Origin of the sequence: Bacteroides sp. NSJ-39, from assembly GCF_014287315.1 — a bacterium.
Lineage (GTDB): Bacteria > Bacteroidota > Bacteroidia > Bacteroidales > Bacteroidaceae > Bacteroides > Bacteroides finegoldii.
The window spans coordinates 244,195-269,617 of record NZ_JACOOB010000001.1 but is presented as its reverse complement, the minus strand read 5'-3'; the positions used below and the strand labels follow the sequence as shown (position 1 = coordinate 269,617).

Sequence of the window (25,423 nt, the reverse complement as noted above, 5' to 3'; positions counted from 1 at the left end):
ACAAAAATAATAAATGTTATCGTTAAACCTACCAGTATTCGACACTAAAATAAACGTACGAAACGGAAAAAATGTAATTTTTGACGTAATTCGCAAACGATATGTCGCCCTTACTCCCGAAGAATGGGTACGGCAACACTTTGTACACTTTCTTATTGCACACAAAGGATACCCATCCGCTCTATTAGCGAACGAAGTAATGGTAAAGCTGAACAGTACAACTAAAAGATGCGATACAGTACTCTACCGGAGAGACCTGTCCGCCCGGATGATTGTGGAGTATAAAGCTCCCCATGTAGAAATCACGCAAGCCGTTTTCGATCAGATTACCCGATACAATATGGTACTGAAAGTAGATTACCTGATTGTCAGCAACGGAATGCAGCACTATTGCTGCCGCATGGATTATGAAAATCAGAGCTATACTTTTCTGAGAGATATTCCGGACTATACTTCTTTATAAATCGATCATTACATGAAACCTACGGGATGATTACATCATCCCGCCACCTTCTTTTTCCCACCGAATTTTTCTTGCAATTTCTGCATCAGCTCATAGAAATTAGGTACATAAACCGTAGCCAGCAACGTATTCATTGCCATACCGAATACCACTGCAGCCCCCAGTGCGATACGGCTTTCCGCACCTGCACCGGTAGCAAACAGCAACGGCATTACTCCCAAAACGAAAGCAAATGATGTCATTAAGATCGGTCGCAGACGAACATGTCCCGCTTCAAATGCCGCATCACGGATCGAATTCCCCTCAGCGCGGAAATCACGGGCAAACTCCACAATCAGAATTCCGTTCTTTGCCGAAAGCGCAATCAACAGGATAATACCAATCTGCGTATAAATACTTACCGGAGTCCCCATTATCAGACAACCGATCATCGCTCCCAACAATGCTACCGGCAAACCAATAACCGCCGCTACCGGACTGGTCCAACTTTCGTACTGCGCAGCCAACACTAGAAATGCGACAATCAAAGCCATGACCAGAACAATGGTCGTTGTATTCCCAGCCTGCGTTTCCTGGTATGCAACAGAAGTCCATTCATACCCGAATTCATCACCTAACTGTTCCTTGAACAAAGCCTCCATCTCTTGAATAGCCTGCCCCGTACTGCTTCCCGGAGCCACATTGCAGGTCAAAGCCGCAGTAGAATACATATTATACCGGTTAATCTGATCTTGCCCCAACTGTTCTTCTACTTTAGTAAAAGAAGAGAAAGGTACCATCTCTCCCGCAGAATTCGGCACACTCAATTTCAGCACATCATCGATCACCCTTTGCGCCTGATCACGCGCCTCGATCTTCACCTGATAGATACGTCCGAACTCTACAAAATCATTCACATACGCCGCTCCCATATAATATCCTAACGTAGAAAAGACATCATTCAAGGCAATACCCATAAATTGAACTTTATCCCGATCGATATTCAAAAAATACTGCGGTACATTTGCTTGATACTGGCTGGATATAGAAGCCAGAGCAGGTTTTGTATGGTAAGAAGCCAATAAAGCATCGATAGCCTGCTGCATCTCCGTAGGTCCCAGGTTTTTCCTATCCTCTACCTGAAGCTGCAGACCTCCCGAAGCCCCTAATCCTGGAATAGCCGGTGGAACCATAGCAAACACCTGCCCGGCTTGAATTGTCATATACGCCTCACCGTTGAAACGGTTGACTACAGCGGCAGCCGTGTGCTCCTTCCCTTTCCTTTCGTTCCAGTTTTTCAGTACGACAAAATAAGTAGCCGAATTACTCTGCTCACCACCTCCCATAACGGAAAAACCGGTAATACCTATATAGTTCTGTACCTCAGGATACGAATCAAGTATGGCATTAATTTGATTTCCAACCGCTTGTGTACGCTCCAGACTGGCAGCAGGAGGCAATTGAACCACAGCAATGAAATATCCGTCATCTTCATCGGGAACGAACGTAGAAGGCCAGCGCATAAATAGAAGAACAGCAATAACTGTCAAAATGGCATAAGAAATAAAACTAAATCCCGGTCGTTTAAGCAGCCATTTAACGATTCCGTCATATACTCCCTGCGTTTTATCATAAGCCTTATTGAATCCCCGATAGATAAAAAATTTGGAAGGTTTGCTCTTTTCGAGAAAAAGCGCGCAAAGCGCAGGTGTCAACGTCAATGAATTAAAACCGCTCAACACGGTCGAAGCAGCAATAGTCAACGCAAACTGCTTATATAGCTGACCGGAAATTCCACTAATCAACATAGTAGGAACAAATACGGCAAGCAACACAAGAACCACACCGACAATAGGACCGGTAATCTCTCCCATCGCTTTTGTCACCGCTTCGCGAGGCGAATATTGTCCGGTTTCCAGTAACCTCGAAGCGTTCTCCACCACCACTATCGCATCATCCACCACAATGGCGATTGCCAAAATCAATCCGAACAACGTCAATGTATTGATAGAGAAGCCAAATGCCGCCATCACAGCAAGAGTACCAATCAAAGAGACCGGAATGGTGAGACAAGGAATAATAACCGCCCTCCAATTCTGAAGGAACAAGAAAATAACAAGCACCACCAGCAAAGTAGTCTCAAAGAACGTCACCATCACCTCATCAATGGAAGCATGAATCACATCCGTTGTATCCAACGTAACGTTATAAGTAACACCTGACGGAAAGTTCGCTCCCAATTCCTCCATTTTGGCTTTCACCCCTTTCGATACATCCAATGAGTTGGATCCCGGTTGCTGATAAATAGCAATGGCAGCCGTAGGTTTCCCATTCAGCCGGGATACCACTCCATAAGAAGCAGAACCCAGATCAATTCGTGCAATATCTTTCAGGTGAAGCATTGCTCCGTCCTTTTCCGTACGGATGATGATATTGCCAAACTGTTCCGGTGAGGTAAGTCTCCCCTGCACATTCAACGTATACTGAAACGCATTCTTATTATCCTGTCCGATAGGTTGACCGATATACCCGGCAGAAACCTCTACGTTCTGCGCCTGAATGGCCTGATAGACTTGCTGCGGTGAAATATTGCGAATCCGCATAGCTTCAGGATCCAGCCAGACACGCATAGAATAATCTCCGGCTCCCATGACATTTACCGCACCGACTCCCGGCACACGGGTTAACTGGTCGACAAGATTTAATTTCGCATAGTTGGTAAGGTACAAACTGTTATAGACAGAATCCTGCGAAGCCATTGTCAAGAACATAACGATGTTCGAAGATTGTTTCTGTACAGTCACTCCCTGCACCACCACCGGTTCCGGAAGTGATGATTGCGCGATACTCACCCTGTTTTGCACTTGCACAGTTGCCATGTCAATATCCGTTCCAACGGCAAAAGTGATAGTCAGAGAGTATGCTCCCGAAGATGAAGAGTTGGAAGACATATAAAGCATACCATCTACTCCATTCACCTGCTGTTCGATAGGAATACCTACCGTTTGGGCTACCGTCTCGGCATTTGCACCCGGATAAACGGCCGATACTTGTACCGTCGGTGGTGTAATCTCCGGAAATTGCGCTACCGGCAATATATTTAGTGTCACCAGACCGGCTACCACAATAAGCAGTGCAAGCACCGTAGCGAAGATCGGTCGGTTTATGAAAAATTTAGAAAACATAGATCTATAAGTTTAGGATTAATACTTGAAATGAAAGAACTACTCTTTAAGGTACAGGCTTTACCTTCATTCCATCTCTGACTTTCATCAGAGCTTCCGTGACATACCGCTCTTGAGGAGAAATGCCCTCCAATACCTGACGCAGGGTATCACCCATTAACTGCCCCACCTCAATATGACGGTAACGAACTACGTTCGAGTCATTTACGACATACAGAAATTTACCTAACTGATCCGTTCCTATAGAAGCTTCCTTCACCAATACAGCATTTGAGGCTTCGCCATAAGGAAGAGTTATACTCACATACAACCCGCTTTTCAGAAGCCCTTTCGGATTATCAAAATTAGCGCGTACCATCAATGTTCCCGTACTCATATCCACATTCGGGGATAAATAATCCAACACGGCAGGATAAGACTCCGTTCCATCCTTACCCAATTGTACCATAATCTTTTGCGGCAGGTTCTTTGCCGATTGATTGTCATTCATCGCCATGCCCAACCACTGATTGTCCGCTACATTAAAATACGCATACATCTGATTATCCTTATAGATAGTAGCCAAAGTAACGGGCTGTAAAGATCCGCCCACATAACTCCCTATGTCCACAGTCGATTTCGTGATAGTCCCGTCAAACGGAGCACGCACATAACAATATCCCAGATTCGTATGCGCCGTACTCAAAGCGGCTTCCGCATTATTCACAGCCGCGATCCCTTCTGTCACATTGGCTTCCGACTGTAGCAGTTGTATCTGACTCACCGCATCACTTTTGATAGCCTCTTTCATACGGCTGTAATTACTGCGTGCGTACTCCAGCTGCGCCTGAGCTGTTTGCAGATCCGCTTTCGCCTGTTCCACCTTATCCTTATATAATGTAGGCTCGATGACAAAAAGTAACTGTCCTTTCTTTACCCTTCCTCCCGGAGTATAGGAGGTGGACTGCAAAGTCCCGTTTACTCTGGCCACAAGATTTACCGTTTGCTCCGTTGTCAGGTATCCCGGGTAATCTTTCGTCAGAGTAATGTCCTTCACTACCGGTTTAGTCACGCTAATTTCAGGAGTAGGCATTCCTCCCATTGCTCCTGTGCTTTTCTTCTCCTTGCATCCTGTCAATATGGGCAGCGCAAGAAAGATATACATTAGTTTTTTCATATCCGTTCGGTTATATTTTTTTATAGATTCTTTTTTATTCTCTCCAGCCTCCGCCCAATGCTTTATAAAGGGTTATCAGTTGCAATAATGAACTGCCTTCCGCTTGCACCAGCTGATTCTCATAAGATAGCAGAGAACGTTGGGCGTCGAGCACATTCTGGAACGGTGAAAGCCCCTGTTTATAAAGTTCTAAAGAAAGTTTCAACGTCTCCACACCTTGATTGCGCACCTCCCTCAACGCCACAATCTGCTTGATGGAATTACGATAAGCATTCATCGCATTATCCGTTTCCTGTACAGCAGTCAGAACCGTTTGATTAAATTGATTGATCGTTTCGTCCAATTGAACTTTTGCCAGTCTGGTGGCATTTACCAATTGTCCTCCACTGAAGATTGTCCAACTCAATGCCGGAGCAATCTCATAAGTCATGCTTTTACTCTTCACCAGATCCTTTAAATCGCGGGCAGCATAGCCAAACGAACCTTTCAGAAAAACTTTCGGCAACCAGTCGGCCTTAGAAGCTCCGAGTAACGCTGCCTGCGCATTCACATTCCGTTCCGCACTCCGCACATCGGGTCTTCTCAATAATAAATCGACAGGCATACCCACTCCGATCGGTTCCATATAATCGGGTAAAATCCCCACCGTTTCCAGCATTGGGCGAATCTCCTGAGGATACATTCCAAGCAAAACGGCCAGTGTCGTGATATACTGGTTGATACCTGCTTCCAATTGTGGAATGGAAGCTCTCGTGCTATACAAAACCGACTTAGCCTGTGCCACGTCCAACTTAGCCACAAGTCCGGTGTTATAACGTACTTCCGTGATTTTCAGCACTTCTTCCTGCGAGGCGACATTCTTCTTCACCACCTCAAGCTGCTGCTGAAATTCCCGTAGATTGATATAAGCTGAGGCCACCTCGGCCGCCATAGAAATCATCACCCCCGTATACTCCTCTTTACTTGCAGCAAAATTCTCTTTCTGCGCTTTCACACGCTTACGGATACTGCCGAATACATCCACTTCCCAACTCATACTGAGTGATGCGCCATAATAATGTTCCGTAGATTGAGGAGCGGCACTGATATTACCGCTTGTCTCCTCGCGAGTCCATCCGGCATTCAATCCGACAGAAGGGAAAAAGTTACTGCGCTCCATCCAAAGATTGGCACGGGCAGCAGATATGCGGTTAATAGCCATCGCAACAGAGAAATTGCGGTCTACCGCCAAAGCGATCAGAGAATCCAGCTTGGTGTCTCGGAAAGATTTCCACCAATAATCATCCACAGGAAGCATCTGTTGAAATACTTGTCCACTCTCCTCCCATTCATCAGGAAGAGGCGCCTTCAGATAACGGTTTGCAGTTTGCCCAACCGCAGATACAGTAGAAAGAAACATAAAGAGCGATATGCCCCACATTCGTATATTCATATCAGTTCAGGTTTTTATGAAATGATATGATAACAACCAAAGGTTTGGTTTGTTTATTTTGGGTATGTTAAGAAAGGGAGATAAAAAAAGCCCCGCATGATGCGGAGCTTTGAAATATATAATCAAAAAGCGGCAGATTATTCTGCACTTTTTCTTCTGATCGCTCTTTTGGTTGTTGGTGCGGGAGCTTCTTCAGCCTTATGTTCAATCTGTACACCAGCCAATTCCGGGTCAATCATGATACGTCCGCAATATTCGCAAACGATCACCTTCTTACGAGAGCGAATATCCAATTGTCTCTGAGGCGGAATCTTGTTAAAGCAACCACCGCACGCGTCACGTTGTACATATACGATACCCAGTCCGTTACGAGAATTTTTACGTATACGTTTGAATGACTGCAATAGACGCGGCTCAATTTTAGTTTCCAGATCTTTGGCTTTGTCTCTCAACTTTTCTTCTTCCTGCTTGGTTTCAGAGATAATCTCATCCAACTCGCCCTTCTTCTGTTCGAGGTCTTTTTGTCTTTCATCCAAGACCTGTTCGTTTTTCACAACTTCACCCTCTTTCTCTTCTTTGTCTGCAGAATATTCCTTGATTCTCTTCTCACAAAGCTCGATCTCCAACGTCTGGAATTCAATTTCTTTTGTCAAGAAGTCATATTCACGGTTGTTGCGAACATTGTCTTGCTGTGACTTATATTTTTCAACCGAAGCCTTAGCCGTTTCAATCTCTACCTTCTTACCGGCAATAGCAGCTTTCAATTCATCTACTTCAGCTTTAATCTTATCGATACGAGTACTCAAACCGGCAATCTCATCTTCAAGGTCTTGCACTTCCAACGGAAGTTCACCTCTCAATGTTTTGATCTCGTCAATCTTAGACAACATAGTTTGCAGCTGGAACAGTGTCTTCAGTTTCTGCTCTACCGTCAACTCATTCGGATCTTTTTTTGCTTCTCTAGCCATTTTACTTATAAATATTTTATGGGATTCGTATTTATTTTACTCGATTGGAGTGCAAAATTTGGAAATAAATCCCGGATTATAGAATAAAAAATTTCTTTTGTATATTGTTCGCTTTCATAATGACCGATTTCCGCCATCAGAATATCACCCTCATGACCAAAATAATCATGATATTTAATTTCACCCGTGATAAAGACATCCGCACCTGCCCGAATGGCCTGTGGAAGCAAAAAAGCTCCTGCGCCACCACACAACGCTACTTTCTGTATCTCCCTGCCTGTCAGCCTATTATGACGGACACAGCCTACCTCAAAAGTTTTCTTTATACGTTTCAGGAATTCAAGCTCTGTTTCAGGTTCATCCAATTCGCCCACAATACCCGCACCTGCCTGCATCAAGTCGTCTTGCAGGCTGTTCTCTTTCGGTTCGAGCACTTGCAGATTCTTCAAACCTATTTTTTCAGCTATCTTATAGTTAACTCCCCCGTATGCATTATCCAGATTAGTATGCGCTGAATAGATCACAATATCATTCTTTATTGCCTTCAGTATGCAACGTTCCACATAATCTTTGCCCGTAATGGATTTATAGCCTTTGAAAATGAGCGGATGATGTGATATAACGAGATTGTGCCCCAATGCGATAGCTTCATCCAGCACTGCTTCGGTAACGTCAAGACACAACAAAGCCCCTGTTGCTTCCACTTCTGTCAATCCGATTTGCAGGCCGGCATTATCAAATCCGTCTTGCAATGGCAGAGGCGCGAATCGTTCAAGGGCGCTTACTATTTCCTTAATTTTCATTATTGATAGAAAATTTGGTTGCAAAGATAATAAATTAAATAGTTATGCACATAACTTCCTCATCGTTTTTTTCGTGTGACTGTCATTTCTTGGATTCTTTAGTCACTTCCAACAGTTTTCCGTACGCATCGAACGAACGTCGTGAAGCCAATGAGATAGTAATCATCAACGACAACATGGATGCGGCGAAAGTAATCACCATAATCATCATTTGATATTTGATAGCGACATTCGGGCTGCTTCCCCCCAGAATCTGCCCGATCATCGTACCGGGAAAAGCAACCAGCCCCATGACCGCGATATTCGCAATCAAAGGACTGAAAGATTTAATAATGGCCTGCCGGATAAATGGAGCTTGGGCTTCTTGCCTTGTAGCCCCATTCCCCAATAAATACCGATACAATTGTTGTTCACGTTTCAGCCCGCTATAATAGGTATTCAAAGCGATAACATTGCTCGACAACATATTCCCCATCAGAATGCCGAATATCGGAATAAAATATTGGGCGCTAAAAATATTATCCAATTGAAGGACAACCCCGATAAAGTAAAGCCCTATTAACACAACACTACAGAAAAAGCCGACCGTAATGGGGATTAACAGAATACTTCGTTTCAACCGGGTACGTACCAATGCGGTTTGTCCGGCTACAAATATCATAACGACCACCCAAAGGAAATTAATAAAAGGATTATTCCATAAAAAGAGGTATTTCAGATACATACCGATAAGAAACAGTTGGATAATCATCCGTAATGTGCCAATCATAGCAGGTTTTAGCAGTCCTGTCTTGAATTTCCACAGATAAAAGAATGGAATGGCAAGCAGAAGCAAACCTACAAGAAGATTATAATATGATATGTCAATCGTTCCCACTATATAGTTTAGTATTCCATCTGGTTCTTAATTATAGTTCTATTACATAATGACATCCCGCTGCAAAGTCTTTGTCGTGAGATACCGCCAACACTGCCGCCCCTCTTTCTGCCTGCCTCCGAAAAAAAGACAATACTTTATCAGTCGCCCCCGCATCCAATGCAGACGTCGGTTCGTCAATGATAATCAACGGTTTATTAAGCATTGCAGCCACAGCCAATGTTATACGCTGGCGCTGTCCGCCGGATACCTCATTCACTCTCTTTGCATATAATTCGTGTTCCAAACCCAATTCGTCAAAACAAGCGTATAATCTCTCCTCCGAAAAGGGAACGGAACGATTCACTTTCAGCTCAAACGGAAGGGTAACCATATCTTTCACCCACTCAAACGGCAGTGCCAATTCTTGGGGAATCCATGCAATCTGTCGCCGGACGACATCTATGGTCGATATATCCAGCAACGTCCCTCCCACTTTAATGGTCCCTTCTCTTAACGGCACAAATCCCATCACCGCATTCAACAATGAAGTTTTTCCGCAACCGGACTGCCCCACGATACAAGCGGTTTCTCCCTGTTCCAGATTCAGATTAAAACCGGAGAAAAGCACTTCTGTCCCAAAAGCAATACAGGCATTATTGATATGCAACATGACTCATCTTTCTAAAATTCTCATCAAAAGTACATAAAAAAACACGACTTATGAATATAAAACCCCAATAATATCGCTAGCTATATATTTTGCTGTCTATAGAAGTAGGTTTACTATACCATTATTATCATATTTCTCAGCCATTCCGGAAAGCAATAAGAGTTGAAGCGCACACACCTTACATTTCATGCAAAAGCTAACGGTAATTCATGTATCAATCAACATACAATATATTGTATATCAACCAGTTTGTCACATTATCAAATAAACATTCAAACCGTTCTACCCTAGTGAACAGATCTGTTTACTAGAGTAGACAGTACTGTTCACTATAGTGCACGAAACCGTTCACTATAGTGGAACGATTGAAATGCAAGCTAAATAATCCATCAATGATGGCTAAATAATCCGTCAATGGCGGCTAGATAATCCAACAATATAAGTAGCTTCACCTATAAACAACCGTTAGATTGTAATGAGAGATATATGAGAAATGCATGAGAGATGCATGAAAACAAAACATCTCTCATTGCAGTATATTGCTGATAATATGAACATTACATCAAATTTATGAGAGATATGAGAGATGAAAAAATAGATCTCTAGTAGTGCAGAATTCCCTAGGATTCATCAAATCCAAAATGCGACACTATTTCCTTTTATATCAGTGGCTTTTTCAATAACCTTTATTATTTAAACAAAGCACTTATACATCTCTTCGAATAAAATATTATCTTTGCCTGACTAATTAATTCTAGAAAAGTTATGATACTAAACGAAAGAGACGCTCGCCATGAGCACATACTGCAAGCAGCACGCCAGATAATGACCGCCGCACGCACTGCCCCCAAAGGAAAAGGGATAGATATTATTGAAGTGGCGCTAATTACCGATGAAGAAATCAAGCAATTATCGGACACTATGATAAAGATGGTGGAAGAACATGGAATGAAATTCTTTCTACGGGATGCAGACAACATACTAAATGCCGAATGCGTTATATTAATAGGAACGCGCGAGCAAGCACAGGGACTGAATTGCGGTCATTGCGGATTCTCAACTTGTGCCGGACGTACAGAAGGTGTTCCATGTGCCCTGAATAGTATTGACGTGGGTATTGCGATAGGTTCTGCCTGTGCAACAGCAGCCGATCTGCGTGTAGACACACGGGTAATGTTCTCTGCCGGACTTGCAGCACAACGTCTGAACTGGCTGAAAGACTGCAAAATGGTAATGGCAATTCCGGTAAGTGCATCATCAAAAAATCCGTTCTTCGACCGGAAGCCAAAACAGGAGAACAAAGATTGATATCATACTCGCAAAAAAGAAATGGATATAAATAACTAAATAGAAAAGTCTGATGGGAATCATGGTTGGATTGCCCAGCCCTAGCGGCTCGGAGAAAGATTTGCAATTAAACTTCGGTAAAAATATGACCGTACAGGTAGAAATGAGAGCACCTTATCTGCCTGCCGAATGGCATACGCAAAGCGGCATACAACTGACGTGGCCGCACGCTGGTACGGATTGGGCATATATGCTGGAAGAAGTACAGCAATGTTTCATAAATATCGCCCAAGAAATAACAAAACGGGAACTGTTACTAATCGTCACCCCCGAACCTGAAAAGGTGAAGCAACAAATAACTGCTACCGTCAATATGAACAATGTACGCTTTCTGCAATGTGCCACCAATGACACTTGGGCACGTGACCACGGAGCTATAACCATGATTGACACAGGTACTCCCTCATTGCTAGACTTCGCATTTAACGGCTGGGGACTAAAATATGCTTCCGAACTGGACAATCAAATCACCAGGCAAGCTGTAGAAACCGGAGCTTTAAACGGCCAATACGTCAACCGGCTTGATTTCATACTCGAGGGCGGCTCTATCGAGAGCGATGGAATGGGCACACTGCTCACCACTTCCGAATGTCTGCTCTCTTCCAACCGTAATGAGCGTCTTAACCAAGTAGAGATAGAAGATTATTTAAAATCGGTTTTCCATCTCCAGCAAGTCCTTTGGTTGGATCACGGCTACCTTGCAGGCGACGATACTGACAGTCATATTGATACTTTAGCCCGTTTCTGCTCTACCGACACCATCGCCTACGTGAAATGTGAAGACAAAGAGGACGAGCATTATGGAGCGCTACACGCTATGGAAGAACAATTAAAAACATTCCGCACATTGGCCGGAGCTCCCTATCGTCTGTTAGCTTTACCTATGGCGGACAAGATAGAAGAAGATGGAGAGCGTCTTCCCGCCACATACGCTAATTTTCTGATTTTAAATGACGCCATCCTCTATCCGACTTACAATCAGCCGCAAAATGACAAGAAAGCAGGTGAAGTGTTGCAACAAGCATTTCCGGGACGGCAAATAGTCGGAATAGATTGTCGAGCCCTAATCAAACAGCATGGTTCTTTGCATTGCGTCACCATGCAATATCCAACAGGAGTTATAAAATAAATAATTATTCATCATGAGAAAAATAAAAGTCGGACTTATCCAACAGTCTAACACTTCGGACATTCGTTTCAATCTAATGAATCTCGCCAAAAGCATAGAAGCGTGTGCTGCGCACGGCGCACAGTTAATCGTGCTTCAGGAATTGCACAATTCGCTTTACTTCTGCCAGACAGAAAATACAAACCTATTCGACCTAGCAGAAACGATTCCCGGACCTTCCACCGGATTTTACTCGGAATTGGCGGCAGCCAATAAGGTAGTTCTTGTAACTTCCCTCTTCGAGAAACGCGCACCGGGACTTTATCACAATACAGCCGTTGTCTTCGATCGTGACGGAAGCATCGCCGGTAAATATCGGAAAATGCACATTCCCGACGATCCTGCATATTACGAAAAGTTTTATTTTACTCCCGGAGATATAGGTTTCGAACCGATCCAGACTTCTTTAGGAAAACTGGGAGTCTTGGTATGCTGGGATCAATGGTATCCGGAAGCTGCCCGCCTGATGACACTGAAAGGCGCCGAACTTCTAATCTATCCTACAGCTATCGGCTGGGAAAGTAGCGACACGGATGACGAGAAAGCGCGTCAACTCAACGCCTGGATTATCTCACAACGTGCTCATGCCGTTGCTAACGGTCTTCCTGTTATTTCCGTCAATCGTGTAGGTCATGAGCCCGATCCTTCCGGACAGACAAATGGTATCTTATTTTGGGGAAACAGTTTCGTTGCGGGTCCGCAAGGGGAATTTCTCGCACAGGCCGGAAATGACCGCCCGGAGAATATGGTAGTGGAAATTGATATGGAACGTTCTGAGAATGTACGTCGCTGGTGGCCATTCCTGCGCGATCGTCGCATCGACGAATACGAGGGACTGACTAAGCGATTTTATTGAAAAGTCAGTTTCTTATTAGCCATGAAGTTGACACCTCCGTAAATAAACAATCCCAAGAATTGTGCGAGGTATTCATTCACGTCTAATCCTTCAACCAATAAAACAAGAAACAGGAATTGTGCCGTGTAGGCCAGACCAAAAGCAGAACAAAAGAGCAGTATCTGTTTCCAGATACTGTTCTTTTTGTTTTCTATAGGGAATATCCAGTATTTACACCAAACGAAGTTATGGATTTGAGCAATCAGATACGCTGTTATATTAGCCACTATATAGTCACCGTTGAATGATATTTCCTTCATCATCAACCATACAACCAATGCCATTATCAAGGCATTCATCGTACCGATTACCATAAAACGAAATATACGTACCGATTCTTTCACTCCCACCCTTTGCTTCACTCTTTGATATCAACAATCAAATTCAGTTCGTCAAGTTGAGTCTGGTCAATTGCAGATGGCGCATCCAGCATCACATCACGTCCGGAATTGTTCTTCGGGAACGCGATACAGTCACGGATAGAGTCCAGACCGGCAAATAAAGACACCCAACGATCAAGCCCGTATGCAAGACCACCGTGAGGCGGTGCACCATACTTAAAGGCATTCATCAGGAAGCCGAACTGCGCTTCCGCCTTTTCCGGAGTAAAGCCCAGAATCTCAAACATCTTGGCTTGCAGTTTCGCATCGTGAATACGGATAGAACCTCCACCTACTTCGACACCATTGACTACCATATCGTATGCATCAGCACGCACTGCGGCCGGGTCAGTATCCAACAATGGAATATCTTCATCTTTCGGATGTGTGAAAGGATGATGCATTGCCATCAGACGACCTTCTTCCTCGCTCCATTCAAACATCGGGAAGTCAATCACCCAAAGACAAACGAATTTATTCTTGTCACGCAAGCCCAATTGAGAACCCATTTCCAAACGAAGTTCACAAAGTTGCTTACGGGTTTTCATGGCATCGTCACCGGAAAGAATTAAAATCAAGTCACCCGGCTTAGCTCCGAACGCTTCCTTCATTTTCTGAAGTACCTCTTGCGTATAGAACTTGTCTACGCTTGATTTCACCGTACCATCCGCTTCTATACGGGCATAGACCATACCTTTTGCGCCGATCTGAGGTTTCTTTACAAACTCAGTCAACGCATCCAACTGTTTACGGGTATAAGTCGCAGCACCTTCCGCACAGATACCACCGATATATGCAGCATTATCAAATACGGAGAATCCATGTCCTTTCATGATGTCCATCAATTCGACGAACTTCATGCCGAAACGCAAATCCGGTTTATCGCTACCATAATATTTCATGGCATCAGCCCAAGCCATTCTAGGGAACGGTTCGGTCAGTTCCACACCGCGAAGAGTCTTAAACAGATGTTTAGCCATCCCTTCGAAAGTAGTAATAATATCTTCTTGCTCAACAAAGCTCATTTCACAGTCAATCTGCGTAAACTCCGGTTGACGGTCGGCGCGCAGATCTTCATCACGGAAACATTTCGCAATCTGGAAATAACGGTCGAACCCGGATACCATCAACAATTGCTTCAATGTCTGCGGAGATTGCGGAAGTGCATAGAATTGTCCCGGATTCATACGTGAAGGAACAACAAAGTCACGCGCTCCTTCCGGAGTAGAACCGATCAGAACCGGTGTTTCCACTTCGATAAAACCAAGGCTATCAAGATATTTGCGGACTTCGATAGTCATTTTATGACGTAATTCCAAATTGGAACGAACGGCATTACGACGCAAATCCAAATAGCGGTATTTCATACGGATATCATCACCGCCATCCGTATTGTCTTCAATAGTGAACGGAGGAGTCATGGCCGTGTTCAGCACATTCAGTTCGGAAACAATGATTTCAATGTCTCCGGTAGGAATATTTGCATTCTTGCTGAAACGTTCATTCACCGTTCCGGTGATTTGAATAACGAACTCACGTCCCAACTTATTGGCACGCTCACAGAGTTCTGCATTGATTTCTTCGTTAAATACTAATTGAGTAATTCCATAACGGTCGCGGAGGTCGATGAAGGTCATTCCTCCCATTTTGCGACTACGCTGTACCCATCCGGACAGCGTCACTTGCTTATTTGCATCAGAGATTCTCAGTTCTCCACATGTGTGTGTTCTGAACATATATTTTTTTTATTAAACGATTATCCACTCGCGTTTTTATTTTGGCTGAACCAAAACTCCGCAAAAGTACGCAATAATTTGTAATTCGTAATTAGTTATCCATTATTTTATCAGACTTTCTTCGTCAGCTTTTTCAAGATTTTCTTGTTTTTGTCTGTTATATTGTCAACAATAGCTTCATTCATCAATTTAATTCCATTCATATATTCTTGTGCTCTCTGAAGTACATTGGCCGCATCCTTCTCCGATGCGCGTGGCACTACTACGCGCAATCCCCTTTGAATCAACCTGATATCCACATCAGCGTCCGTCTCCATAGGATCTCCGTCAAAATGCACCACTCCGGGAGTAGCCCGACGAATACACAGCCGCCTACATCGGAAAGTCTTGATGCGGCTATTCTGGTCAATCGTCTTATTAAACAGTTGAAAAGCAAGCGAAGGCACGTCCAATACGGTAAACGGCTCGAGAATGGTCACATCCAGCAAACCATCCGTCAGCGTGGCTTGTGGAGCAATGTAGGCATTGTTTCCATATTGCGACGCATTTCCACAGGCAATAAGAAAGGCTTTATATTTGGATACTCCATTTTCAGTTTCCAGTTCGTATGTCTCCGGCTGGTATTTAAGGCTTTCTTGCAGCGTCTTTTCCAAATAAGTCAGCAACCCACGCTTACCGGCATGTGCAAACTTCAGACTGACAAACGCATCGAATCCGACACCACAGGTACAGAAAAAATCCGTTCCGTTGATCTTACCATAATCTATAATATCCGTGCAGCCTTCATTGAGCACTTCCAATGCTTTCTTCGGTTCCATAGGTATATGCAAATGACGTGCAAGTCCGTTTCCTGACCCACAAGGAATAATTCCCAAAGCAGTATCAGTATGCACTAATGAACGAGCTATTTCATTGATTGTCCCGTCTCCTCCGATAGCTACCACCATATCCGTTTTTTCTTCCGCAGCTTGGGCAGCTATCTCTACCGCATGACCGGCTCTCTCCGTATACACTACTTCCCAAGAGTATTTCGTCTTGTCTATTTTTTCATCCAACAAACTAAGAATCAATTCTTTACTTTGTGTTCCCGAAATAGGATTGACGACGAATTTTATTTTTTTCATATTATCGTTCATGCTATTCTTGTCGATTGTAGACGACAAAAGTAATATAAATATCTCAAATTTTAATCTATTAGAGGTTTCGAATCGCATAGGAGCAACTTTTTTCTCTTAAAAAGAACATATGAAAGCAAAAATTGTTATCTTTGCCCCCTGTTTTAAACACTTGTTAAGATAAAAGTATATTTGATCGTCAGTGAACGATCTGAGTATGAGCATAATAAATTATAATTCAATGGGATTATTACAAGAGAAGTTAGCTAAGTACGACTTGCCACAACAATTTATGGCAAAGGGCGTTTACCCATATTTCCGTGAGATTGAAGGAAAACAGGGTACAGAGGTAGAAATGGGCGGACACGAAGTGCTGATGTTCGGTTCCAATGCATACACTGGCCTTACGGGAGATGAAAGAGTGATTGAAGCCGGTATCAAAGCTATGCACAAATATGGTTCCGGTTGCGCAGGGTCACGCTTTCTGAATGGTACACTTGACCTGCATGTTCAATTGGAGAAAGAGTTGGCCGCTTTTGTTGGAAAGGACGAAGCTCTCTGTTTTTCTACCGGTTTTACAGTAAACTCAGGTGTTATTCCGGCTTTGACCGACCGTAACGATTATATCATCTGTGACGACCGCGACCACGCCTCTATCGTAGATGGCCGTCGCCTCTCCTTCTCACAGCAATTGAAATACAAACACAATGATATGGCGGATTTGGAAAAACAACTTCAAAAGTGTAATCCGGATTCAGTGAAGCTGATTATAGTGGACGGTGTGTTCTCTATGGAAGGCGACTTGGCAAACCTGCCCGAAATCGTACGTTTGAAACATAAATACAATGCGACCATCATGGTAGACGAAGCACATGGCTTGGGAGTATTCGGAAAACAGGGACGTGGTGTTTGTGACCATTTCGGTCTGACTCACGAAGTTGACCTAATCATGGGTACTTTCAGTAAATCATTGGCTTCTATCGGTGGATTCATCGCTGCTGACTCTTCTATTATTAATTGGTTACGCCATAACGCACGTACATATATATTCAGTGCATCCAACACTCCGGCCGCTACCGCGTCCGCTTTGGAGGCTCTCCACATCATCCAGAATGAACCGGAAAGACTCGAAGCCTTGTGGGAAGCTACCAATTATGCTTTGAAACGTTTCCGTGAAGCCGGTTTTGAGATTGGCGCAACAGAGTCACCTATCATCCCTCTTTACGTACGCGATACGGAAAAGACATTCATGGTAACCAAACTGGCTTTCGACGAAGGTGTATTTATCAATCCGGTTATTCCGCCCGCATGTGCTCCACAAGACACATTGGTACGTGTGGCTTTGATGGCTACCCATACAAAAGAACAGATTGACCGTGCTGTAGAGAAATTAGTAAAAGCATTCAAGGCTTTAGACCTCTTATAATCAGCACTCGAAATCATAAATAAAAAGCAGAGGATGAACTCATCCTCTGCTTCCCAAGCTGTTCGTATCAGGATTTAATTCCCTGACAGCCTCTTTTACCACCCTTTGAGTCGGATTCCTATAAGTTTCTGTCTGCTGTACAGGAACAATCTCATTCAGCATTCTCTCATATCCCTTCTGTTCCAACAAAGGCATTTCTTTCTCATCTACCTTCTTTTGATTTTTAGTCTTCATATATCTCCTTATTTTTATTTCTTATCTTAAGAACAGAAAATGATAAAAGATAGTTCATTGTTACACCAAATTATATCACTCTATAATATCTCTGATTTCTAACAAGAAAAAAAGTACAGGTACAAGAGTATGATATTCAATGAATTGAGAATTAATCAATAAAAAACATTCGTTTGCCTATTGTTAATTAAAAAATACTCCCTATCTTTGCACCGCTTTTGAAAAGAACAACCCTTCAAAAAGTAGCGGGGTGTAGCGCAGTCCGGTTAGCGCACCTGCTTTGGGAGCAGGGGGTCGTGGGTTCGAATCCCGCTACCCCGACTACAAAGAAAAAAGGAAGTTCGGTTAAAAGTTTTCGGGGTGTAGCGCAGTCCGGTTAGCGCACCTGCTTTGGGAGCAGGGGGTCGTGGGTTCGAATCCCGCTACCCCGACGAAAAAATCAAGTCAATAAAAATTGAATGGTGTTGAGCTGATACAGTTTGTATCGGCTTTTTTCGTTTATGTAAAATAGACGTAAATATACCCCGTTTGGGGGCAAATAAAGAGGGTATTTCTTTGAACTATCTTTGAACACGTTTCTCTATTTGCATCCGTTTAGGGGAAATTAAAGCAATCTCCTATCAAATTAGCCCGATTCAAGCTGTTTAATGCGATTTTAAACCTTTAAAAAACATTAAAGCAGTATGGCAACATTTAAAGCAGTCGTTTTCCAAAGTGGAAGACATGTCAAGCAAGATGGAACATCAAATATAAAAATTAGAATCTATCACAATAGAGAGTCACAGTACATAGCTACCGGTTATTATATCCGTCCTGAAAGCATGGACGACTCCGGTCGGATCCTACCCAACGTACCTAACAGTGAAATGATAGAGTACGAAATAAATGCGTATATCCAAAAGATCAGGAGAGAGTATTTGAAGCTAGGACAAGAAAGAACCCAATTTATGTCATGTAAGGACTTAAAAAAAGAAATAGAAAAATCATTAGTTCCTGATGCCGAGTTTATAGATTTTGTAGAGTTTACTCAAAATATAGTAATTCAAACGGAAAAGAGAAAAACAGCCGAATGGTACAGATCTTCTATCGATACCCTATGCTGGTACATGAAAAGAAAAAAGATAGATATAAAACTTATCACTTCATTCATGCTAAATAAGATGATCAAAGACTTATATCACTCCGGACCTGCCGGCACACCTTTAGAACCAGGCACGGTAAGCCATTATCTTAGGGGAATAAGAGCATTGTATAACAAGGCAAAACTCTATTATAATAACGAAGACTTTGATATTATAAGGATTCCTGGCGACCCATTCAAGAAAGTTGAAATCCCGGAGTATCGGAGAAAACGAAAGAATATAGATACCAACACCTTATTAAAAATCCGAGATTTTCAGTCTGATAAGAAATGTACTAATATGGCCCGTGATGTCTTTATGATGATGTTCTATATGATGGGAATCAACATCAATGATTTATATAGCATATCATGTGAACGTCGTGGAAGGCTGGAATACACACGTTCAAAAACAAAAACGCGGAACAATCATGAGCAAATACCGCTTTCGATAAAAATAGAACCGGAACTCCGCATCCTCCTTGATAAATACACAGAGGGTTATTTCCTCTCTTACTTTCATACCAACTATTGTAACTTGAATAATTTTATGCGGGCAGTCAATAATGGGCTGAAAGACATTTGCATGAACTTAGAACTCGATTTCAAGATCACCACGAACTGGGCGCGCCACAGCTGGGCCAGTTTGGCGCGCAACAAAGCGGGAATCCCCAAAGCTGATATAGACTTCTGCCTAGGACATGTTAACAATGACTACAAGATGGCTGACATCTACATTGATATAGACTATAGCATTTGCGACAAGGCAAATCGTGCTGTTTTGGATTTATTACAGAAAAAAGAAGAAAAAAAAGACTGAAACGTTTGCGAATTAAAAAACTCTCTCTATATTTGCAAACATAATGGTGTCGAGCTGGATAAAACAATGTTTTTATCCGGCTTTTGTTGTTTCTATAAACTTCAACAGCCTCATATTACTGAATCCCTTCTCTTCTCTATGTTATGCGCCATAAAAAACAATGACGCATGGAAATAACAGTTTCAAAAACAGCTTTATTGGATAAGCTTAAATCAATCGGGCGAATCATACAGCCCAAAAATTCAATACCGGCCTATGACAACTTTTTGTTTGTCATCGACGAATTTGGAATCATCCTGGTAACAGCAGGAGAAGAAGCCGGGCGTATCACAACGAATATAGATGGAAAAGCAGATTTTACCAATCATTCTTTTATGGCCAATGCGAAAACTTTGCTTGACGGATTAAAAGAAATCCCTGAACAGCCATTGACGATATCTATCCTAAAAAAAGAACTGATTGTCAAATACGCCAATGGCAAGTTCTCAATACCGCTTGAAAAGGAAGAGCAGTATCCCTCTATGAATACGGATAATACCGCTACCCCATTCCTTGTATCAGGTAATGATTTATTATACGGAATAAAGCAGACATTAATTTGTAGTGCTAATGACGAGCTCCGTCCGGTGCTGAATGGTGTCTATTTTGATATAGGCCTAGATTCGATGTCATTTGTCGCAACGGATGGAACTCGATTGGCTATGATTGAGAATCCATCGCCCTACACACGTAAGGAACGGGCAGCCTTCATCCTGCCAAGCAAGTTCGCAAAGGTCCTCTCCAATATTGTTCCGGAAGATTGTATGAATGTAGAGATTTCGGTAAATCAGACCAATATCTTATTTGAATTTGACTCATATCGATTAATTTGTCGTATGATTGAAGGCCGGTTCCCTAATTATCGCGCTGTTATTCCTCAAAAGCAACCCAATCGTGCTGTATTAAAGAAAGTTGATATTGTGTCAGCTTTAAAACGTGTATCTGTCTTCTGTGATGAAAGTTCATCTTTGGTAGTACTCAAGTTCGATTCCGACTCTCTTAAAATTGCAGCTCATGATTTAGATTTCTCTAAGTCTGCAGAAGAAACGATTCCCCTACAGTCAGGCTGTAATATTGAAATCGGCTTTAGAAGCAGCTTCTTGATTGAAATGGTGAATAACATTCCTTCGGAAGATATTGCCATCACTATGAGCGATCCATCGCAAGCCTCACTTCTTACCCGCTGTGACGAAGAAGTAAAAAGCTTAACCTACCTATTAATGCCTTTATCAATTAATAATTAAAGCTATGGGAAAAGAGAATCAATCATTCAAACAGGTTATTCAATCTTATTTAGAGCAACGCGCAAAGAGGGATTCCCTCTTTGCCACCTCTTTTGCGAAGCAAAGCAAGAATATAGATGAATGTTGCAACTACATTATAGGTGAAGCTAAAAAACGCGGTGATAACGCTGTATTCATGTCTGACGATGAAGTATTCGGGCTTGCAGTTCATTACTACGATGAAGATAATATCAAAGTAAGTAAGCAGACCAATTATAAGGTATCAACTGGGAATGCGAAAAAAGAAGCGGCTACAGAACAACCGGAAACTAAAAAGCCGGATTCTGCCCCTAATAAGCGTAAAGGGAAGAAAACAGAAATACCATCAGGACAATTTTTATTATTTGATGAGTTATGAGACCAAGAACTAAACTTCAAGTCAGAGTAGCTGATTTAAGCAGCCAGCTACCTAATATTGATAATATGATGATTGACTGGGCTAAAGATGATTGTTTAAATCATATAGGGTATGCAACAAAGTCACGTGTTATATGTATGGAGTGCGGCCAACGCTTCGCTCCGGAACTTGTAAAACGTAAACGTGCTGTTTGTCCTCATTGTGATACGTCTTTGAAAATAGAGCAGTCGAGGAAGCGTATCAATAAACAGACAATGTTTATTGGCAAGGCAGAAATTTGTGAGGAATTCCAAGTTATCCGAAGTTTTGAATTGATTGCTTATTACCGATCAGAAACAAAGCCTTGTTATTATATTCGTGAGATACTGCAACATTGGATAAAAGACGACGGTAACCGGGAAGTAGTAGCTCGTGCCAATAATATGGGATTCAATGGCTGGTGCGGAGAACTGGAGATACGGAATAAAGTTATTGGATCGTATTATTACAATCATAACAATGATATTTATTGCGAACGCTATCATCCGGCCTCTGTCTTTAGACCTAAATATATTCGAATGGGTATAGATTGTAAATTACGCGGTATGTCATTTCTTACTGCCACCAATACGATTCCCCATTCTCCCAAGGCTGAAACACTTCTAAAGGCAAGACGTTATGAATTAATAGATTATTTCGAGGACCACCGTTACAAGATTGATATGTATTGGCCGTCTATAAAAATTTGTCTTCGCAATAAATATCGGATTAAAGATGTTTCGATGTGGTTTGATTATCTAGAACTACTAGATCATTATCATAAAGATTTGCATAACGCTCATTACGTTTGTCCTAAGAATCTAAAAAAAGCTCATGACTTGTATGTGGCGAGAAAAAAACGTGATGATGAAAAAGAACGTAAGGCCAAGGATATGCAACGTCTGCTTAAACTCAAGAAGGATGCAGAGAATTATATCAAAGAAAAATCGAAGTTCTTTGACCTAAAAATGTATGATGGTAAAATAGTCGTAGTACCGCTCAAAAGTATTGAAGAGTTTCAACAAGAAGGTGAAATCATGCACCATTGCGTCTTTACAAATAAATATTATAAAGAAAAGGATTCACTCATTCTTTCTGCCCGAATAGGCAAGAAACATGTTGAGACTATAGAGGTCAATTTAAAGACATTCAGTATTGTTCAGTCTCAAGGGGTCTGTAACCAAGATACCGAGTACCATAACCGTATTATCGGACTCGTAAAAAAAAATATGAACTTAATACGTCAAAGACTGACGGCATAGCATACAATGACCTATATAGATTATATAAACCAATTTTGGAAGATGAATCGAAGTGTAGAATTCAGCCCGAACGAAGTCTTTTTGTACTTCTATCTCTTGAATGAGTGCAATATTCGGGGTTGGCAGAATCCGTTTGAACATCCCAACAAGACTATCGTCCTCGCAACCGGTATATCAGAGAAGACCGTCATTGAAGTTAGGAACAGATTGCAGCAAAAAGGTTTAATAACTTTCGAATCGGGTAAAAAGAATGCAAAATCGCCAGTTTATTACTTACTTGACGAAAGTAAAACGGTAAGTAAAGAGGTAAGTAAAAGGGTAAGTAAAACGGTAAGTAAAACGGTTAACCTTAAAGATAAGACTAAAGACAATAAGACAATATCTCCCTCACGCGTGGGAGAACTGTTTCCGGCTGATAGTTTTTTCGATAAGACTTTAGACGACTGTTATACTGAACTGAAATCGAATCAGTCATGGGCGGAAACAGTAACGATGAACACTCGTTCTTCCGGCAACCCTGATTTCACGTTAGAAGCCTTTTACGGGTATTTGGAGAAGTTCTTTATGAAATTACAGAATGAGGGAGAAACGACGAAGTCGTCTAAAGATGCGATGTCTCACTTTGCCCGATGGTTGACAGTTGAACTTAAAAACAAGAAAGATGAACGGAGAATTAATAAAAGCAGGGATGCAGGCGGTACTAACCCCGTTGCAGATAGTCCAGGAGACAGCAGTAATCCGAAAGGAGCTAACTCCGATACAGCAGGCCTTACAGACTGGATTGACAGCCTCCCAATTGGTCGCTGAATGGAGCGGGACAATCGCGCAATTGAACTGTAATGTCTCATTGTTTGATGTGGCTAATGCTGAGAATATCCCTACTCTAGCTGACGTAAACAGAAGCTTTAGCAATTCGACATCAGTAGAGATTATTACTGAACATTTGAAGTCAGTATTAAGATATGCCGGTGTTGAACTAACCGATGCTCAACTGGCGGAAACAGCCTTATCAATTTTATCTAGTTACTGGTACCTGAACTTAGCCGAGTTATGCATTTTCTTCTCCCAGCTAAAGAATGGCAGCCGAGGACAATTTGTGTGGGGACGAAAATCAACAATCAAGCTATCATGGTAGCGCTTGCCGATTTTTGCAAAGACAGACGTAGAGAGATTGAGCATAAGGAAAACATCAGGATACGTCAAGACACGGAGAACGGATATTCCCGATCAGAGACATTGTCTAAAGACATCGTTCTAGGTACAAAAGGTATTAAAAACGCTCGAGAAGAAGCAATGCAAAGTTTTGAGGCCTTTCTGAAGTTCTTCCCACATCTACCGGAGAAGTACGACGCAAAAGTTCTATGGAGAGCATGGGGAGGCGACAATGAAGCTCTGCATAAAATCTACGGTGAGAAGATTCCTGCTAAAGATGTGGCCGAAATGGATATAGGAATGTATTTGTGTAATTACAACATTGCCAAGGATAAAGAGTTGGAAAAATAAATGCGGCCGGCGTACCACCACCGACCGCTTTCATAAGCATAAAGCTTTGTATTGCTATTAGGAACAGCAAATATATAAAATCTTTATGCATATGGCAAGTGAAGCAGTAAATAATTACATAACTAAGCGCTACGAGCGATGGCTTGATTACTCTTTGTATCATTGTGGGCTTGCTGGCATTTCAGACGAAGCAACAGACGTCCTAAATGAGGTCATATGTTCGCTCCTTCAGAAGCAAAGCAAGCTACTTGATAAATTACTCAACACAAAGAAAAATGGCTATACAGAGCTTGATTTCTTTGTTTTGAAGATGATAAAGTTGAACGCATCCTCTCCTACTTCACAGTACCGAAGTAGATACAAACCTTTACCAGTGGATGATAATGTAGATTATTCCAGGCTGGATATCGAGGATATTTCAGATGATTCAGTAGATCGAAATGCTGAAATATTAGACAGGCTGCATTTAGTAAGAGATACATTTGAAAGCTTAGAACTCGGAGATTTAGCTGCACATGTGTTTGAGTTTCATTTCTTCCAGGATGGAAATTTCTCTGAATGGGAAGGTCCGGAGACATTGAAGCAGCTATATGAGATATATAACGGAGTACAAGAACTTATTAGAAAGAAAATAGCCGGGGAATCTATATTTTAATTGAAATTCCTTGGTCATGGAAGAAAAAGAAAAAATTACAATTGATCCCCGGAACTATCGTATCCATGGGGACGAAAACAAGCGGCTTATCCACAAAAGCCTTGTTGAATGTGGAGCCGGTCGGTCCGTGTTGGCTGACCGGAATAGTGTGTTAATCGCTGGAAACGGTGTCTATGAGGAAGCTCAAAAGCTAGGACTCAAAGTACGGATTATCGAGTCCGATGGTAAAGAGTTAGTCGTTATTAAGCGTACCGACTTATCTACGGAAGATGAAAAAAGAAGGTTGCTTGCCTTAGCGGACAATCATACTTCCGACACTTCTCATTTTAACTTCTCTGCTATTGTTGAGGACATCGACCTTGATAAGCTATGTGACTGGAATCTGGATATTCCGAACTTCAACATCGATGAAGATAAATTAGATGATTTCTTTAGTGGAAGCACACAGCTGGTATCCAAAAAAGATAAGGTTTTGATTTGTCCTTTCTGTGGTAAAAACGTGCACGAGAAGGAGGGAAAACATGATTAAAAAGGTCATAACATATAATC

The 25,423-nt window shown here is 42.2% G+C and carries 24 protein-coding genes and 2 tRNA genes; 15 read left to right on the top strand and 11 right to left on the bottom strand.

Going from position 1 to position 25,423, the window contains the following annotated elements:
• Positions 1-13 precede the first annotated feature (13 nt).
• Entirely contained in the window at positions 14-463 is a 450-nt protein-coding gene (locus H8S63_RS01370) for a type I restriction enzyme HsdR N-terminal domain-containing protein (protein WP_186925505.1), read from the top strand.
• Positions 464-498: 35 nt separating this feature from the next.
• On the opposite strand, the gene H8S63_RS01365 is transcribed toward H8S63_RS01370, so the two are convergent.
• The 7 genes from H8S63_RS01365 to H8S63_RS01335 all read right to left on the bottom strand — a co-directional run bounded on the left by H8S63_RS01365 (position 499) and on the right by H8S63_RS01335 (position 9,515).
• Entirely contained in the window at positions 499-3,627 is a 3,129-nt protein-coding gene (locus tag H8S63_RS01365) for an efflux RND transporter permease subunit (protein WP_022275864.1), read from the bottom strand.
• A 46-nt stretch (positions 3,628-3,673) separates the two neighbouring features.
• Positions 3,674-4,783, bottom strand: a complete 1,110-nt coding sequence (locus H8S63_RS01360; protein ID WP_007753407.1) for an efflux RND transporter periplasmic adaptor subunit — start codon at positions 4,781-4,783, stop codon at positions 3,674-3,676.
• A 34-nt stretch (positions 4,784-4,817) separates the two neighbouring features.
• The gene (locus H8S63_RS01355) at positions 4,818-6,215 is read right to left on the bottom strand and encodes an efflux transporter outer membrane subunit (RefSeq protein WP_186925504.1); all 1,398 of its coding nucleotides are present in this window, start codon (positions 6,213-6,215) and stop codon (positions 4,818-4,820) included.
• Positions 6,216-6,352: 137 nt separating this feature from the next.
• Positions 6,353-7,183: a zinc ribbon domain-containing protein gene (locus H8S63_RS01350; protein WP_186925503.1), complete on the bottom strand. Its 831-nt coding sequence runs from the start codon at positions 7,181-7,183 to the stop codon at positions 6,353-6,355.
• Positions 7,184-7,188: 5 nt separating this feature from the next.
• Complete coding sequence (locus H8S63_RS01345; protein ID WP_186925502.1) at positions 7,189-7,986, bottom strand: Nif3-like dinuclear metal center hexameric protein; 798 nt, start codon at positions 7,984-7,986, stop codon at positions 7,189-7,191.
• Positions 7,987-8,068: 82 nt separating this feature from the next.
• The gene (locus tag H8S63_RS01340) at positions 8,069-8,863 is read right to left on the bottom strand and encodes an ABC transporter permease (RefSeq protein ID WP_186925501.1); all 795 of its coding nucleotides are present in this window, start codon (positions 8,861-8,863) and stop codon (positions 8,069-8,071) included.
• A 31-nt stretch (positions 8,864-8,894) separates the two neighbouring features.
• On the bottom strand, positions 8,895-9,515 hold the full coding sequence (locus H8S63_RS01335) for an ATP-binding cassette domain-containing protein (RefSeq protein ID WP_186925500.1): 621 nt from the start codon (positions 9,513-9,515) through the stop codon (positions 8,895-8,897).
• A gap of 765 nt (positions 9,516-10,280) precedes the next feature.
• On the opposite strand from H8S63_RS01335, the gene H8S63_RS01330 reads away from it, so the two are divergent.
• Genes H8S63_RS01330 through H8S63_RS01320 form a run of 3 tightly spaced genes read left to right on the top strand, consistent with a single transcriptional unit; the run spans position 10,281 to position 12,886 of the window.
• A complete protein-coding gene (locus H8S63_RS01330) occupies positions 10,281-10,823 on the top strand; it encodes a ferredoxin domain-containing protein (protein WP_007753389.1) in 543 nt (180 codons plus the stop codon).
• Positions 10,824-10,875: 52 nt separating this feature from the next.
• Complete coding sequence (locus H8S63_RS01325) at positions 10,876-11,991, top strand: agmatine deiminase family protein (protein ID WP_186925499.1); 1,116 nt, start codon at positions 10,876-10,878, stop codon at positions 11,989-11,991.
• A 13-nt stretch (positions 11,992-12,004) separates the two neighbouring features.
• Positions 12,005-12,886: a carbon-nitrogen hydrolase gene (locus H8S63_RS01320; protein WP_186925498.1), complete on the top strand. Its 882-nt coding sequence runs from the start codon at positions 12,005-12,007 to the stop codon at positions 12,884-12,886.
• On the opposite strand, the gene H8S63_RS01315 is transcribed toward H8S63_RS01320, so the two are convergent.
• The 3 genes from H8S63_RS01315 to H8S63_RS01305 form a co-directional block, all read right to left on the bottom strand.
• Positions 12,880-13,269: a GtrA family protein gene (locus tag H8S63_RS01315; RefSeq protein ID WP_032839592.1), complete on the bottom strand. Its 390-nt coding sequence runs from the start codon at positions 13,267-13,269 to the stop codon at positions 12,880-12,882. The two genes, H8S63_RS01320 and H8S63_RS01315, sit on opposite strands and share 7 nt — an antisense overlap.
• Positions 13,270-13,283: 14 nt before the next feature.
• On the bottom strand, positions 13,284-15,041 hold the full coding sequence (gene aspS / locus H8S63_RS01310) for an aspartate--tRNA ligase (RefSeq protein WP_007753377.1): 1,758 nt from the start codon (positions 15,039-15,041) through the stop codon (positions 13,284-13,286).
• 110 nt (positions 15,042-15,151) lie between these two features.
• Positions 15,152-16,177, bottom strand: a complete 1,026-nt coding sequence (locus H8S63_RS01305) for a diacylglycerol kinase family protein (RefSeq protein ID WP_017142787.1) — start codon at positions 16,175-16,177, stop codon at positions 15,152-15,154.
• Between the two features lie 220 nt (positions 16,178-16,397).
• On the opposite strand from H8S63_RS01305, the gene H8S63_RS01300 reads away from it, so the two are divergent.
• A complete protein-coding gene (locus H8S63_RS01300) occupies positions 16,398-17,582 on the top strand; it encodes an aminotransferase class I/II-fold pyridoxal phosphate-dependent enzyme (RefSeq protein ID WP_007753371.1) in 1,185 nt (394 codons plus the stop codon).
• Between the two features lie 39 nt (positions 17,583-17,621).
• Here H8S63_RS01300 and H8S63_RS01295 read toward each other — a convergent pair whose 3' ends face one another.
• The gene (locus H8S63_RS01295) at positions 17,622-17,816 is read right to left on the bottom strand and encodes a hypothetical protein (protein WP_186925497.1); all 195 of its coding nucleotides are present in this window, start codon (positions 17,814-17,816) and stop codon (positions 17,622-17,624) included.
• 246 nt (positions 17,817-18,062) lie between these two features.
• On the opposite strand from H8S63_RS01295, the gene H8S63_RS01290 reads away from it, so the two are divergent.
• From H8S63_RS01290 to H8S63_RS01245, 10 genes are all read left to right on the top strand, one after another.
• Positions 18,063-18,137: transfer RNA gene (locus tag H8S63_RS01290), tRNA-Pro, on the top strand.
• Between the two features lie 35 nt (positions 18,138-18,172).
• Positions 18,173-18,247 (top strand) — tRNA-Pro (locus H8S63_RS01285).
• 252 nt (positions 18,248-18,499) lie between these two features.
• The gene (locus tag H8S63_RS01280; RefSeq protein WP_186925496.1) at positions 18,500-19,756 is read left to right on the top strand and encodes a phage integrase SAM-like domain-containing protein; all 1,257 of its coding nucleotides are present in this window, start codon (positions 18,500-18,502) and stop codon (positions 19,754-19,756) included.
• Positions 19,757-19,923: 167 nt separating this feature from the next.
• Positions 19,924-21,039: a DNA polymerase III subunit beta gene (gene dnaN / locus H8S63_RS01275; RefSeq protein WP_186925495.1), complete on the top strand. Its 1,116-nt coding sequence runs from the start codon at positions 19,924-19,926 to the stop codon at positions 21,037-21,039.
• A gap of 4 nt (positions 21,040-21,043) precedes the next feature.
• Entirely contained in the window at positions 21,044-21,436 is a 393-nt protein-coding gene (locus tag H8S63_RS01270; protein ID WP_186925494.1) for a Cas9 inhibitor AcrIIA9 family protein, read from the top strand.
• Positions 21,433-22,716, top strand: a complete 1,284-nt coding sequence (locus H8S63_RS01265; RefSeq protein WP_186925493.1) for a PcfJ domain-containing protein — start codon at positions 21,433-21,435, stop codon at positions 22,714-22,716. Before H8S63_RS01270 ends, H8S63_RS01265 begins: the two co-directional genes overlap by 4 nt.
• Before the next feature lie 42 nt (positions 22,717-22,758).
• Positions 22,759-23,523, top strand: coding sequence for a helix-turn-helix domain-containing protein (locus H8S63_RS01260; RefSeq protein ID WP_255467615.1), 765 nt, complete (start codon positions 22,759-22,761; stop codon positions 23,521-23,523).
• A 243-nt stretch (positions 23,524-23,766) separates the two neighbouring features.
• The gene (locus H8S63_RS19885; RefSeq protein ID WP_255467614.1) at positions 23,767-24,219 is read left to right on the top strand and encodes a hypothetical protein; all 453 of its coding nucleotides are present in this window, start codon (positions 23,767-23,769) and stop codon (positions 24,217-24,219) included.
• Between the two features lie 91 nt (positions 24,220-24,310).
• Positions 24,311-24,874: a hypothetical protein gene (locus H8S63_RS01250; protein ID WP_186925492.1), complete on the top strand. Its 564-nt coding sequence runs from the start codon at positions 24,311-24,313 to the stop codon at positions 24,872-24,874.
• A gap of 16 nt (positions 24,875-24,890) precedes the next feature.
• Complete coding sequence (locus H8S63_RS01245) at positions 24,891-25,403, top strand: hypothetical protein (protein WP_186925491.1); 513 nt, start codon at positions 24,891-24,893, stop codon at positions 25,401-25,403.
• Positions 25,404-25,423 lie beyond the last annotated feature (20 nt).